The organism is Micromonospora sp. BQ11, assembly GCF_052068135.1.
Lineage (GTDB): Bacteria > Actinomycetota > Actinomycetes > Mycobacteriales > Micromonosporaceae > Micromonospora.
This window is the reverse complement of the sequence record NZ_JBQHDB010000005.1, coordinates 127,249-140,980: the sequence shown is the minus strand read 5'-3', so window position 1 is coordinate 140,980 and position 13,732 is coordinate 127,249. Positions and strand designations below refer to the sequence as shown.

Sequence of the window (13,732 nt, the reverse complement as noted above, 5' to 3'; positions counted from 1 at the left end):
CTCAGTGGGCTGTCGCCTGCAACGCCTGTTCGTACTGGACACGATCGAAGGTGATCTCCCGCAGCTCGCGGTAGTCCCAGTCGCGATGCCCGGTGCGGTAGCCGGACCAGGTGACCGTGTCCTCTGCCACCGTGACGATCGCGGTCAGCGGCCAGCAGCCCCAGTCGCCGCAGGCGCATCCGACCAGGACGGTGTCGCCGTCGCCGAACCAGCTGAGGACGGGATCGTCGAGGTAGTGCCGGCTCGGCCACCGCACCTCGTTCTTCGGCAGGCCCGCGTAGCTGCCCGCGATGTCGGGTCTTCCCTCGCGGCGTGCGAACGGCAGCTCGATCCTGCGTACCAGGTCGGGCAGAGGCACACCATTGAGGTACGGCACGAGGGTCGGGATCACCCCACCGATGCCGAACTCCTGCTCGACGGTGCGGAACTCGATGCGTTCCATGCCCACCAGGCTAAGCGCGTCCTGCGCTGTCACTGACTATCGTTCTGGCGTGCACATCCGTTTCGACGTCCCCGCCGATCCCGCGTACCCGGGCCGCGTGGCCGCAGCGCTCAGCCGTGTTCGGCTGCGCAGGTACGGCTATGTCGGCGCGGTGCTGGCGGCGGTCGGGGTGATCGGGTTCGTCGTTGCGCGAGGGTTCACGTGGGGCGACCGGATCTCGCCGGTGAGTATGGCGCTCATGGTGGGTGGCCTGCTGTCGATGCTGTATTCACCGTGGGTGCAGTGGCGGGCCCGGCGTCGCTCCAGTCGCTACGCGGTCGAGGGTGCCTACGACATCACCGACGACAACATCATGATGCGCAGCGGCTCGGAGTCTGGCGGCATCGCCTGGGACGGCGTGGCCCGGGTAGGGGACACCGCCGAATTCTGGATCGTGTACGTCGGCCGGATGCCGGCGACCGTGATCCCACGCCGCTTGATGTCCACCGAGGACGACGAGAGGCTGCGAGCCTTCATGGCCGAACGCGGCCTGCTCCAGCAAGGATGAAGCTGCTCGCCGCTCCGGGTGGACCAGCGTCCAGCACCGTTGGTGAGGTACGGCTGCCGTAGCTCTGTCGACGCTCGGATCAGCGGGTTCGTCCGCCCCGCCGCGCTCCCGACCTCGGGTCGGACGCGGCCCACCTGCCGCACCGGCCCGGCGCCCTCCTCCATACGGAGGACGGCGCCGGGTCGAGGTGCCTGGTCGATGCCGTCAGACGGCGCTGCGGGTCCATTGCTGGTTGGTGGCGCCGGTGCTGCAGGTGTACTGGATGAGTTGGGTGCCGGAGGTGGTGGAGCGTGCTGGTACGTCCAGGCATTTGCCGCTGTTGCGGTTGATGATCTGGTTGGCCGGCGTGAGCGTCCACTGTTGGCTGGTGGCGGCGGTCGTGCAGGTGGTCTGCACGATGAGGGCGTTGTTGGACAGTGATGATTCGTTGACGGTGGCGCACTGGCCGGTGGACCGGTTCACCAGGTTGACGTACGAGCCGTTGGTGCGGACTTCCCACTGTTGGAGGCTGGAGGCGGCGGGGGTGCTCTGCACGATGGTGTTGGTGCCGCTGGCGACGGCGAGCCGCAGTGTGCTGCTGACGGACGTGAACGTCGAGTAGGGCACGGTCGGCGTCGATGTCGGAGTTACCGCTGCGGATGCCGTCGAGGCGGGTCCGGTGCCGATCGCGTTGGTGGCGGTGACGCGGAACGTGTACGACGTGCCGTTGGTCAGTCCGGTCACGGTGCAACTGGTCGCTCCGGTCGTGGTGCACGAACCGCCCGGGGTGCCCGTCACGGTGTAGCGGGTGATCGGCGAGCCACCGTTCGACGGCGCCGCCCAGCTCACGCTTGCCGACGCGTTGCCCGCCGTCGCCGTCACGCCGCTGGGAGCACCCGGGACGGTGGCGGCGCCACCGGCCTCGAGGATGAGCAGCCAGTCGTTCATGTTGGCGCCGTTGTTGCCCGGCGTCGTGAACGTCCGCGAGCCCGTGTTCGCGAACGTGCCGATGGTCGTGTAGGCACCCGAGGCCGGGTTGAACCACTTGGCAGCGACGGACGGGCTCGTCAGTCGCGTCATGTTGACCGTCAGCGTGCGGGTGCCCGTGCCGGTCGAGGGCAGGTAGGCCATGACCAGCGTGCCGTCCGCGGTGCGGGCTGCCGTCACGTAGTCGCCGCCGCCACCCGAGGTGGAGTTGGTGTTGTTGAAGGTGCCGTAGCCGGCGGTGACGGTGGTGTGGTCGAAGTCCGGTACCAGGTTGTACCACGCCCGTGAGGCGAAGACCGCGGCTGCGCGACCCGCGCTGGTGCTGAGCGGGTCGTTGAGGTGCGCCTGCCAGGTCTGACCAGAGCGACCGTAGACGGAGTCGCTGAACGGCCAGATGTCGCGGTTGCCGTACCCGAATCCGCTCGATCCGCTCAGCACCGGCCAGTACATGGCCGCCCGGACGAGCGCCGGAGTGGCGCCGTCGTTCTCGTAGCCGCTCTCGAGCATCACGAACGGCGATGCCCGGCTGCGCAGGTACGCGTCCTTCGACATCGCGTAGACGTACCGCGAGCTGTTCTTCCCGGGGTAGTAGGTGTAGACGCTGTTCAGCGTGAGCCACGGAGCGTTGCTGCTGTACACGACGCGAGCCTCGGTCGACGGCTGACCGTGCGCCGTGATCGGAACAGTGGCGTTGATGCTGCGAATACCGTTGGCGATCGCGTTGATGCGGTCGCGGGTGGCGGTGTCGGGATTGCCGTCGCCGCCCATCTGGAAGAACACGTTGGTGCGTGCGCCGGTCGCGTAGCGCCGGCCGATGAACTGCCCGAAACCGGTGGCCGCGGAGATGCTGTTGCTGGCGAGCTGCCCGGCGCCCCACTCCTCGTTTCGGTAGCCCAGCCAGGTGAGCGCCATGTTGACCGCCAGACCACGGGCTCGCGCCTTGTCGACGAACGAGTCCATGTGACCCCACCACCCCGCGTCCGGCGTGGAGAGGTTGCCCGCCGTGCTGAACGGTAGTTGGTTGTATCGGTTGCGCTCCGTCCAGTGGTGCGGCGCCATGACCATCACCGTGTTGAAGCCCTTGGCCACGCGGTTGTCGAGGTAGGTGTCGACTTCGGCGTCCGTCAGGTTCTCCAGCGCGAACCACGCCGTGTCCGCCGCGAGGAGGAACGGCTGGTTGTTCGCGTCCACGAGGTGACGGGCGTTGCTACTGACCTTCAGTGGGAAGGCCGTCGCGGCGGCTGCCGGCTCACCTGTCGTGGCGAGCAGCCCGCCGGTGACGGCGAGAACGACGGCGGAGAGCGCCGCGCCCCAGCGCCGCGTCAACCGTTGACCAAAACTCATGACCTTCTCCTGTGTAGCGTTCGGGAGCCGAATGACGCGTGCTAGACGGCAGCGCGGGTCCATTGCTGGTTGGTGGCGCCGGTGGTGCTGCAGGTGTACTGGATGAGCTGTGTGCCCGGGGTCGTCGAGCGCGCCGGTACGTCGAGGCATTTGCCGCTGTTGCGGTTGATGATCTGGTTGGCCGGCGTGAGCGTCCACTGTTGGCTGGTGGTGGCCGTGGTGCAGGCGGCCTGCACGATCAGGGCGCTGTTCGTCAACGACGATTCGTTGACCATGGCGCACTGGCCCGTGGACCGGTTCACCAGGTTCACGTACGAGCCGTTGGTGCGGAACTCCCACTGCTGGAGGCTGGAGACGGCGGGGGTGCTCTGCACGACGGTGTTGGTGCCGCTGGCGACGGCGAGCCGCAGTGTGCTGCTGACGGATGTGAAGGTCGAGTACGCGGTGCTACTGGCGGTCGGAGTCACCGCTGCCGAGGCGGCCGAGGCGGGTCCGGTGCCGATCGCGTTGGTGGCGGTGACGCGGAACGTGTACGACGTGCCGTTGGTCAGTCCGGTCACGGTGCAGCTGGTCGCTCCGGTCGTGGTGCACGAACCGCCCGGGGTGCCGGTCACGGTGTAGCGGGTGATCGGTGAGCCACCGTCGGACGGCGCCGCCCAGCTCACCGTGGCGGAGGCGTTCCCGGGCGTCGCGGCGACGCCCGTCGGCGCACCCGGGGCGGTGGGGTTGACGACGCCGCTGGTCACGTGGATGGTCCAGTCCGGCTTGCCGCTGGCGTTGTTGCCGGGCGTGGTCATGGTGATGGCCGCGCCCGAGGCGGCGGTGGTGCTGCCGGACCGGTACGTGCCGTTGCTCGGGTCGAACCACCGCAGCGTGTACGTCCGCCCGCTCGCCGGCATCCGCAGGTTCAGGTTGTGGGCCGTCGGGGTGTAGACGACGGCGAACGACTTGTCGTCGGCCACCGCGGCGACGGCGTGGTCCAGGTACTTGAATCGGCCGTAGCCACCGGTCAGGAACGTGTGGTTGATGTCCGGCTGCAGGCGCGTCCACTGGGTGCCGGTCAGGAACGACGTCATGCGCGCCGCGTCCCTGCCGCTCTCCCAGGTGAGGGCCGTTGTGGGGGTGATTCCGTTGTAGCGGTGCAGCCAGATCGGCTCGGCTCCGTACGCGTACCCGCCGATGCCGCCGCTGACGGTGGACCACCAGGCCTGACGGCGCAGCCCGTGCCGGTCGCTCCAGCGGGAGCTGGCCGACGCGCCGTTGTCGCGATCGTAGAAACCCTCGCCGAACATGATCGGCATGGCCGGCGTCTTCGCCCAGTCCTGCCAGTTCTCCACGTACGGGCTGCCGCCCGTGCCCTCGGCGCCCGTGAACGGCGGGGCGTACTCGTACGTCCAGTCGAGGTTCAGCCAGCCGGCGCCGGTGCTGAACGCCTCGCGGCTGCTCTCACCGGGCTTGCTGTGGTACGCGACAAGTGGCTTGGGCTTCCCCGCCGCGGCGTAGGCGTCGAGCACGCCCAGGCCCTGCGCGTCGAGTTCGGGGCGGACGGCGAGGGGGGCGGCGTCGCCACCGATGAAGTACGCGACCCGCGGGTTGTTCACGAAACGGCCGGCCAGGTACCGGCCGTAGGTGCGGTTCTTCGTCTCCCCCTGGCCGTCCAGGTAGGTGTCCATGGTCTTCTTCCAGAACGGGTTCAGGATCACGACCAGTCCCCTGCTGGTCACCGTGTTCACCACCCACTCGACGCGGTCGAAGTAGCTGTCGATCGGTCGAGCCATGTCGCCGTTGGTGAAGATGTCGTTGATGTCCTGCAGCGGCGCCGTGCTGCCGCGCTGCAACTCCGGAAACGCGGCGGTCATCTGTATCGAGGTGAAGCCCTGCGCGGCGCGGGTGGTGGCGTGGTTGATCACCTCACTGTCGGAGTACCGGCCGGGCATCAGCCAGGCGGTGTCCGAGAGGAGGAAGACCGGGGTCCCGTCGCTCCACTGCACGTACCGGCCGTTGGCCGACGGCTGCAGTGTGCTGCCCGGGATCTCCGCCGAGGCGGGCGCGGCGGCTGTCACGCCGACCGCTGCGGAAGCGCCGACCAGGAGTGCGCCGAGACCGATCGTCAAGGACCTGTGGATTTTCGCTGTGATCACCGCCCGCCAACGATGAGAGGGACGGTTGCCGAAACCCATGGTTGGGCCTCCTGCCTGAGGATGGGGGAGCCGAATGGTCGGCGGATCGCATGGTGACCGTGCGTGTGTGCCTGCATCAGAGCGTTGGTCGGTGCACCCGCCGGCTTGGCGTGAACGACCATCGCTCGGAATAAATATTCGCAGCTGTCTAGATATTCGAACGTTTCCAGACGGTAAACGCCCGTCGATATGGGTGTCAAGGATTTGCGCCGAACGATGCGGAAAAGGAGATCGATGAACGTCTTTGCTCCTCAGTGCATCGGGGCCGACCCGGCTGACAGCGCAGCGATGTGGGCAGCAGGCGCCTCACTGATCGGGTCGGCCGCCTCAGCGATTCGTATCACCGCACGGTCGACTCAAGGGTGGGCCGCCAGGCACCACGGTTGGTCCCGCCGCCGATGCGTGGTGGTCATCGGTGGCGGAACACCGTGATGGCCGGGGCCTCGGACCCCCGGGTCAGCTCCCTGCGGGATGTTGGAAGATCACCAGTCGTGGCTCGCGCGAGACGTCCTCGTCGATCACCTCACCGGCGGACAGCTGTCCGGAGGCGGTCGACTTCCCGGTGCGGGGGTCGATGACCCTGTAATGGCGCGGCGTGTCATGGTCGTGCATCATGCGCAGGGCGCCGCCGTGCGGTTGGTAGAGGATCTGCAGCCTTCCGGGAACTCGCAGGCCGTGCGGGTTGAGGAACGTCTCCCAGTCGGGCTCCATGTCCGTGGTCGGCAGGCCCTGCAGGATCCGGCCGACCAGTCCGACGTACGTCGATCCCTCGTGGGACAGTGCGTCCCGCCAGCTTCCGGCCGGGCCGAGGAAGTACGGCGCGTGTCCGGGTTCCCCGTCGCGGTGCACCCATTGCCAGATGTTGGCGGCGCCGTACACGACCCCCATGGTGGAGCCGGCGCAGAGGTTGCTCCACGCCTCGTGTCCCTGCCACCAGCCCGAGGCGACATCGGCGTGGCGGGTCTGCTCATAGGTGGGCTCGCCGTTGGCCACCGCCTTGACCGGGGTGTTGCGCCACATGTCGGCGACCCGTTCGGGAACGTGTTCGCCGCCGTGTCCGGTCTGGCACCACTGGAAGTCGAGCCAGTCCGCGTCCTGGTGCGCGTGGGCGTGTGCGTGCGGCCGGTAGTGGATGCCGGTCGGCTGGGCGTAGCAGTCCCAGGCGTGGACCTCGCGGCCGCCGGCCCCGATCTGCGGTTCCTCGCCCGAGCCGTCCGCGCCCACCAGGTAGATGGCGGGGCGGGCACCGTAGCGGGCGACGAGGTAGCGGCAGTAGCGCGCGTACTCCTGCGGTGGCACGACCGTGCCCGCGACGTCGAGGCCCTTCCACCCGAAGCCCTGGAACACCGGCTGCAGGACCGGGACGATGCCGTGCTCCACCAGGATGTCGATGAGCCGGTCAAGGTACTGGAAGTACGCGGGGTTGAGGTCGTTGATGTGCCCGGCGGGCAGGTCCTCGAAGCCGACGTCGAAGCCCTCGTCGGCGCTCCGGTCGCGGGGACCGACCGCGCGCATGTCGGGCTGCACCGACATCAGCAGCACGGCGTTGAATCCCTTGTCCCGGCGGTCCTGCGCGTACACACGGACCTCTTCCTCGGTGGCCCGCCAGGGCAGGGCCCAGGCGGTGTCCGCGACGAGGACGGCGGGCGTGCCGTCGGCGTGCTGGAGGCTGCGCCGCCCGGGCGACATCCGCCAGAACCCGTGCCGGTGGAACGGGTTCGTCGTCGGCGTGGGCGCGACGTCCAACGTGCCGGTGACGTCATCGAGTCCGGCGACGGCCGACGTCGTGCGCCACCGCCACCGCCCCCGGTCCAGGGGTGAGGCGAACCGGACACGCCACGTCCGGCCGCCGTCGTAGAAGGCCGGGCGCCGCAGCGTGACGCCGTCGTCGTGGGTGAAGTCGGCCCACACCTCCACGCCGGTGTACGGGTCCCCGACGTCGTGCCCGGCGGTCAGGACGATCTCCACCTCCCGCCAGGGGCCGGCCGTCACCGCGTCTCTCCGCGCTCGGCGCCGAGCAGCGCGCTCCGGGCGATCCGTTGCGCGGCCAGGGCGTCCTGACGCGACTGCGCCTCCGCGAGCGCCTTGACGTCGAGGATCTGCAGGGCCCGCCAGATGGTGCGCATGACGTCGATGCCGGCACGGGCGGCCTCGACGTGGTCCTCGCGGAACGGGAACTGGTCGAGCTGCCACACGCCGTTCCAGCCGGCCTGCTGGAGCGTGTGGAAGAACTCGAACGTCTCGACCAGGTGGACGGAACCGACCACCATGTCGTCGTCCCAACCGCGGAAGTTGTCGTTGACGTCGATGGCGTACAGCTTGTCGCGGGCCAGGATCATCCCGGCCGCCTCGGCCGGCGACTCGAGTCCGTACAGGGAGTGGCCGAAGTCGAGCAGGATCCCGACGTTGGGCACCTCCATCTCGTCGATGGCCAGCAGCGTCCGTGCCGCCGAGGAGAACGTCATCCGGTTGCGCGGCTCGCGCGGTTTGTACTCGATGGCGAAGCGCAGGTCGGGGTGGCGCTGGGCCAGCTCGCGGACGGCGTCGATCGACAGCTTCCAGATCTCGCGGTAGTCGGCCTGGAACGGGTAGTCCCAGCCGTCCTGGCCGGGCCACAGCTTGACGTAGTCGCAGCCGAGCCGCCGCGCCAGGTCGGCGGCGTCGCTGACCAGCTCGATGGCCTGCCGCCGGATGCCCGGGTCAGGGTTGGTGAAACCGCCGCGGCAGAAGGTGCGGGTGTAGATCTCCGGGGTGAGGGCGATGGCCCGGAGGCCGTTGGCGCGAAGCCGCTGTTGCAGCGCGTCGACGTCGGTGTCGGCCGGATTGAACGGGTAGTTGATGTCGACCACGGACAGGTCGCCGACCTGGCCGGCCCGATCGATGGCCTCCAGGGTGGTGACCGGCGGGCCGTAGCCGTCGGTGGCGTACCGGTCGCGGAACTGTCCGAAGTGCCAGAGTCCGGCGCCGTACAGCGGTTCGTCGGGCATGGTCGTTACCTCCTGTGCGGGGGGACGGTCGGAGATGTCCGGACGGCGGCCACGGCCGCGTGCCAGGCCGTCGTACGGGCGTGGCGCTCGGCGCGGGTGGTGGTGGGGTGGAAGTCCTCGCCGGCGTCCGCGGTCGCGTCACCGACGGCGGGGTGGCCGACCGCCGAGCCCGCGAGCAGAGCCACTCCGAGCGCCGACAGGTCGGGCACACCGGAGCGGCGGACCCGGCGGCCGCTGATGTCGGCCTGCAGCTGCATCAGACCGGCGTTTCGTGAAGCGCCGCCGTCGGCGAGCACCGTCTCGACGTGGCCGGCCGCGGCGTCGACCTCGGCGACGACGTCCTCGATCTGGAAGGCCACCGACTCCAGGGCCGCGCGGGCGAGCTGGGGGAGCGCGGCGCCGAAGGTCAGCCCGGTGATGGAGGCTCTGGCCTGGGCGTCCCACCAGGGCGCGCCCAGTCCGCTGAACGCCGGAACCAGGTGGACACCGGCGCTGTCCGCGGTGGCGGCGAGGTCGGCGAGCTCCTGCGGTGTTCGTCCGACGAGGTCGGCGAGCCAGCTCAGGGTGCTTCCGCTGGAGCGGATGTTGCCCTCGACGGCGTAGTGCACGCGGTCGGTGGCCCAGGCCACGGTGCGGCACAACGTGGTGCCGACCGGGTCGTCCGGCGTGCACAGGCCCATGACGGAGGAGCCGGTCCCGTAGGTGGCCTTGACGTGGCCCGTGCCGGTCCCGCCGTAGGCGAAGAGGGCGGCGTGCGAATCGGCGAGGACGGCGGTGACGGGTACGCCGGACGGTAGCGGCGCCAGACCGGTGACGGCGGGAAAAGGTCCCGTCGACGGCACGACTCGCGGCATGACCTGCTCCGGGATCCGGAACAGGGTCAGCAGGTCCGGATCCCAGTCGGTGGTATGGATGTTGCACAACTGCGTACGTGCGGCGTTGCCGACCTCGACGAGGTGGTCACCGCCGAATCGGCTGAGCAGCCACGAGTCGATGGTGCCGAGACAGAGCTCGCCGGCGCGTGCCCGCCGGCGATCGGGGTCGACATGGTCGAGCAGCCATTCACCCTTGGCGGCGGAGAACATCGGGTCCAGAGGCAGGCCGGTGCGGTCCCGGACGAGGTCGCCGTGTCCCTGGGCGGTCAGCTCCGCGCACCGGGCGGCGGTGCGCTGGTCCTGCCAGCTCAGGATGGGGGAGGCGGCGTCGCCGGTCGCCCGGTCCCACAGGAGCAGGGATTCTCGTTGGTTGCTGACGCCCACCGCGGCGACCACCCGGGGGTTCAGGCCGGTGAGACAGGCGTCGACCGCCTTGACCACGCTCGCCCACACCTCGTCGGCGGACTGCTCGACCCACCCCGGCGCCGGGTGGGTCCGCCTGATCGCGTGTGAGCCGCGGGCGACCACGGTGCCGTCGCCCCGGACGAGGATCGCCTTGGAGCCGCTGGTGCCCTGGTCGATGGCGAGGACGAGCTCACCGTCGGCCACGGCCGACCAGCTCACGGGCGGCGGTCATGATGCCGTCGGCGGTCAGGCCGAAATGTTCCAGCAGGAACGCGGTGTTGCCGGTCGGCGCGAACACGTGTGGCACCCCGAGGATGCGCATCGGGACCGGCTCGTGCTGGATGAGCAGACCCGCGACGGCGGCGCCCAACCCGCCGGTGATGGTGGCCTCCTCCGCGGTGATCACGCCGCGTGTCTCCCGTGCGGCGCGGAGGATTGCCTGGCTGTCGAGCGGCTCGATCGTGGCCATGTTGATGACACGCAGGTGGATGCCCTCGGCGCGGAGCTGGGCGGCGGCCGTGACCGCCCGTGACACCATGGTTCCGGCGGCGATCACCGTGACGTCGTCGCCGTCGGCGAGCTGCGTCGATCGCCCCGGCGTGAAGGTGATGTCGTCGGGGTTGACGGCCGGCACGGGGAAGCGGCCGATGCGCAGGTAGCTCGGTCCGTCGTTCTCGATGGCCCACCGTAGCGCCGATCGTGTCTCGGCGGGATCGGCCGGTACGACGACCGGCAGACCGGCGATGGCTCGCATCCAGGAGAGATCCTCGACGGAGTGGTGGGTGGGGCCGAGCTCGCCGTACGCGAGGCCGGGGCTCTGCCCGCAGAGGACGACATGGGTGTTGCTGTAGGCGACGTCGGCCTTGATCTGTTCGAGGGCCCGACCCGTCAGGAACGGTGCCGCGGCGCTGACGACCGGGATGAACCCGCCGTTGGCCAGACCGGCGCCGACGCCGACCAGGTCCTGCTCGGCGATGCCGACGTTGATGAGCCGGTCCGGGAACTGCTCGCGGAACCTCACCAGGTTGCTGGAGCCGACGGAGTCGTTGCAGACCGCCACGATGCGGTCGTCCTGGTGCGCCAACGCGATGAGTTCGTCGGCGAACGCCTGGCGGCAGTCGTAGGTAGCGGCCCGGTCGACGATGGTGTCGGTCATCGGGTCAGCTCCTCGAAGGCCGCGGCGGTCTGGTCGGCGCTCGGCACCTTGTGGTGCCACTCGACGCGGTCCTCCATGAATGACACACCCTTGCCTTTCGTGGTGTTGGCGATGACGCAGACCGGCCGGCCGGTCGTGGAAGCAGTGAAGGAGGCCAGCAGGGCGGTGTGGTCGTGCCCGTCGGACTGGCGCACCTCCCAGCCGAAGCTGCTCCACTTGTCGGCCAGGGGTTCCAGTCGCTTGGTCTCCTCGGTGGAGGCGCCCTGCTGCAGCCGGTTGCGGTCGACGATCGCGGTCAGGCCGGACAGGTCGTGGTGGCTGGCCGTCATGGCGGCCTCCCAGTTGCTGCCTTCCTGCAGTTCTCCGTCGCCGAGCACGACGAATGTCCGGCTCGGTGATCCCCGCAGCTTCGCGGCGAGGGCGATCCCGACCGCGACGGGGAAGCCGTGGCCGAGAGGGCCGGTGTTGGTCTCCACGCCAGGGACCTTGGTGCGGTTCGGATGGCCGTTGAGCGCCGACAGGGGTGCGGCGAACGTCTGCAGTTCGGCCTTGGGGAAGAAGCCGCACTCCGCGAGGACGGCGTAGAGCGCCCCGGCGGAGTGGCCCTTGCTGAGGATGAGCCGGTCACGGCCCGCGTCGCGGGGGTTGACCGGATCCACGGACAGGACCGCGCCGTAGAGGGTGACGAGGATGTCGATCACGGAGAAGTCGCTGCCGATGTGGCCGAGCCCGGCCCGTTGGATCATCGACAGGTCCTGCCGCCGGATCTCCCGACTGAATTCGACCAGCATTGCCGCTCTGTCCGCGGCGTCGGCGCTGGCCACCTTCGTACGGAGCTCGCGGTAGCGGTCGGCCTGCGTGCGGTCTGCGGTGAGCATGATTGTTCCTCGACTCCGGGTTCGGGGCGGTGGATCGGACAGAACTGCTGGATCGGGTGGCAGAGCCGCCCGGGAGTGGATGCTCAGCCCTTCACCGCCCCGGCGATCGCGCCCTGGGTGAAGAAGCGCTGGAACATCAGATAGACGATGAGGACCGGCAGGATCGACATGACGATGAAGGCGTTGAGCTGCGCGTAGTTCGAGCCGAACTGGGACTGGAAGGCCTGCAGTGCCAGTGGCACCGTCGCCTGGGTCTGGTCCTGCAGCAGGACGAGGGCTATCCCGTACTCGTTCCAGGTGGCGACGAAGTCGAGGATGAACAACGCCGCCAGTGCCGGCTTGGCCAGGGGCAGGATGACCGTCAGGAAGAGTCGCAGGTTGCCGGCCCCGTCGATGCGCGCGGCCTCGTCGAGATCGGCCGGGATGGAACGGAAGAACCCGTGCAGGAAGAAGATCTGATAGGGCAGACCGAAGGCCAGGTACGGCAGGATGATGCCGTTGGTGGAGTCGAGCAGGCTGAGGCTGGACATCATCGTGAAGATCGGCGCGAGGGCGACCTGTACGGGGACCATGGCGCCCAGGGTGAGGACGATCAGCAGACCCCGGTGCCACCTGAACCGCAGGCGGGCGATCGCGAAAGCGGCAGCCGCGGAGAGGAACAGTCCGAGTGGCACCTTGATCAGCGCGATGTAGGCGCTGTTCTTCACCACGGTCCACAGATCCCCGCGTTCGGCCGCGTCGGCGTAGTTGTGCCACTGCCATTGCCGGGGCAGGGACCAGATGGCGGAGTTGTTGATGTCGGCCGTCGACTTGAGTGACGTCAGCACCATGAAGACGAACGGCGCCAGCCAGATGAGGCAACTGACGACCAGGCCGATCCAGAGACCGATCAGGAGGTAGTCCGGCCGCCGGGGCGGCCCGGCGGTGGCGCGGGCGCTGGGGGCGCGTGCGGGGGCGAGGGCGGTCACCGATCGTCCTCCTTGAGGGTCCACATCAGGTAGGGCAGGACCAGCGCGAGAGTGATGGCGAGCAGGATCACGGCGAGCGCGTTGCCGCCGCCGAAGTTGTGGTTGATGAACGACTGGCTGTACGACCACAGCGCCAGGACCTGGCTCGACTGGGCCGGGCCGCCGCCGGTCATGCCCACGATGAGGTCGAACACCTTCAACGAGCTGATGACGGTGAGGACCAGAACCACCGTCATCGTCGGCCGTAGGGCGGGCAGGATGACGTGCGTGAAGACCTGCCGCGGACCGGCGCCGTCGAGATGTGCGGCTTCGACGAGGTCCCGCGGCACCGATTGCAGACCGGCCAGGAACAGCACCATCGAGAATCCGGTGGTCTGCCACACGAACGCGACGAACACCGAGTAGATCGCGATGGTGGGGTCGCCGAGCCAGTCGCGGATCCACGACTCCAACCCCAACCCGGTGAGGCTGCCGTTCACCAGACCCGCGTCGGGGTTGTAGATCCAGCTCCACATCGTGGCGACGGCGATCGAGGCGAGGATGGCCGGAATGTAGAAGGCCGAGCGCATCAGGTTGCGGCCCAGGAGCCGGCGATCGAGGGCCAGTGCGAGCACGAGCCCGAGGACCGTCGGAATGATCAGCGACAGGACCGCCCAGATCAGGCTGTTCCGCAGCGCCGTGTAGAACACGGGGTCGTTGCTGAGGATGTCGACGTAGTTGTCGAAGCCCACCCACACCTGGGGGGTGGTGGGGAAGCCGTTCCACTTCAGGAAGCTGAGGTAGATGGCCGAGACGATGGGGAAGAGGAGGAAGACTGCGTACAGCACCACCGCCGGCGCCAGGAACGGGAGTGCCCCAAGCAACGAGGTCGGGCTGCGTCGTTGTCGTCGTGGTCGAGGAGCGACGGGGGCGGGCGGCAGCGGAGTGGTCGCAGTGGCTGTGGACGCCATAGCAGGCCCTTCTGCGTCGTTCGATCGGGTCCGG

Annotated in this window: 11 protein-coding genes; 1 reads left to right on the top strand and 10 read right to left on the bottom strand. The window is 69.1% G+C overall.

Going from position 1 to position 13,732, the window contains the following annotated elements:
- Position 1: 1 nt before the first annotated feature.
- Complete coding sequence (locus tag ACTMSW_RS12730) at positions 2–442, bottom strand: hypothetical protein (protein WP_441180783.1); 441 nt, start codon at positions 440–442, stop codon at positions 2–4.
- Positions 443–491: 49 nt separating this feature from the next.
- Here ACTMSW_RS12730 and ACTMSW_RS12725 point away from each other — a divergent pair, with 49 nt between their 5' ends.
- Positions 492–989, top strand: a complete 498-nt coding sequence (locus ACTMSW_RS12725) for a YcxB family protein (protein WP_441180782.1) — start codon at positions 492–494, stop codon at positions 987–989.
- 204 nt (positions 990–1,193) lie between these two features.
- On the opposite strand, the gene ACTMSW_RS12720 is transcribed toward ACTMSW_RS12725, so the two are convergent.
- From ACTMSW_RS12720 to ACTMSW_RS12680, 9 genes are all read right to left on the bottom strand, one after another.
- Complete coding sequence (locus ACTMSW_RS12720; protein WP_441180781.1) at positions 1,194–3,299, bottom strand: apiosidase-like domain-containing protein; 2,106 nt, start codon at positions 3,297–3,299, stop codon at positions 1,194–1,196.
- 41 nt (positions 3,300–3,340) lie between these two features.
- Positions 3,341–5,413 carry an apiosidase-like domain-containing protein gene (locus tag ACTMSW_RS12715; RefSeq protein ID WP_441180780.1) on the bottom strand — a complete coding sequence of 691 codons (2,073 nt, stop codon included), beginning with the start codon at positions 5,411–5,413 and terminating at the stop codon, positions 3,341–3,343.
- Positions 5,414–5,935: 522 nt separating this feature from the next.
- Positions 5,936–7,471, bottom strand: coding sequence for an apiosidase-like domain-containing protein (locus ACTMSW_RS12710; protein ID WP_441180779.1), 1,536 nt, complete (start codon positions 7,469–7,471; stop codon positions 5,936–5,938).
- Positions 7,468–8,466: a sugar phosphate isomerase/epimerase family protein gene (locus tag ACTMSW_RS12705; RefSeq protein ID WP_441180778.1), complete on the bottom strand. Its 999-nt coding sequence runs from the start codon at positions 8,464–8,466 to the stop codon at positions 7,468–7,470. The genes ACTMSW_RS12710 and ACTMSW_RS12705 overlap by 4 nt, the downstream gene beginning before the upstream one ends.
- 5 nt (positions 8,467–8,471) lie before the next feature.
- The gene (locus ACTMSW_RS12700; RefSeq protein ID WP_441180777.1) at positions 8,472–9,950 is read right to left on the bottom strand and encodes an FGGY family carbohydrate kinase; all 1,479 of its coding nucleotides are present in this window, start codon (positions 9,948–9,950) and stop codon (positions 8,472–8,474) included.
- Entirely contained in the window at positions 9,937–10,902 is a 966-nt protein-coding gene (locus ACTMSW_RS12695; RefSeq protein ID WP_441180776.1) for a transketolase family protein, read from the bottom strand. Before ACTMSW_RS12695 ends, ACTMSW_RS12700 begins: the two co-directional genes overlap by 14 nt.
- Entirely contained in the window at positions 10,899–11,780 is an 882-nt protein-coding gene (locus ACTMSW_RS12690) for a transketolase (protein WP_441180775.1), read from the bottom strand. The genes ACTMSW_RS12695 and ACTMSW_RS12690 overlap by 4 nt, the downstream gene beginning before the upstream one ends.
- Positions 11,781–11,863: 83 nt before the next feature.
- Positions 11,864–12,748 (bottom strand): carbohydrate ABC transporter permease, encoded by an 885-nt coding sequence (locus tag ACTMSW_RS12685; protein ID WP_441180774.1) that lies wholly within the window; start codon positions 12,746–12,748, stop codon positions 11,864–11,866.
- Positions 12,745–13,611 (bottom strand): carbohydrate ABC transporter permease, encoded by an 867-nt coding sequence (locus ACTMSW_RS12680; protein ID WP_441180773.1) that lies wholly within the window; start codon positions 13,609–13,611, stop codon positions 12,745–12,747. Before ACTMSW_RS12680 ends, ACTMSW_RS12685 begins: the two co-directional genes overlap by 4 nt.
- Positions 13,612–13,732: the final 121 nt, after the last annotated feature.

Bases quoted from the DNA above. Each gene is read 5' to 3' on its own strand.
- ACTMSW_RS12695 (WP_441180776.1), bottom strand. From the start codon at position 10,902: ATGACCGACACCATCGTCGACCGGGCCGCTACCTACGACTGCCGCCAG.
- ACTMSW_RS12690 (WP_441180775.1), bottom strand. From the start codon at position 11,780: ATGCTCACCGCAGACCGCACGCAGGCCGACCGCTACCGCGAGCTCCGT.
- ACTMSW_RS12720 (WP_441180781.1), bottom strand. From the start codon at position 3,299: ATGAGTTTTGGTCAACGGTTGACGCGGCGCTGGGGCGCGGCGCTCTCC.
- ACTMSW_RS12730 (WP_441180783.1), bottom strand. From the start codon at position 442: ATGGAACGCATCGAGTTCCGCACCGTCGAGCAGGAGTTCGGCATCGGT.
- ACTMSW_RS12705 (WP_441180778.1), bottom strand. From the start codon at position 8,466: ATGCCCGACGAACCGCTGTACGGCGCCGGACTCTGGCACTTCGGACAG.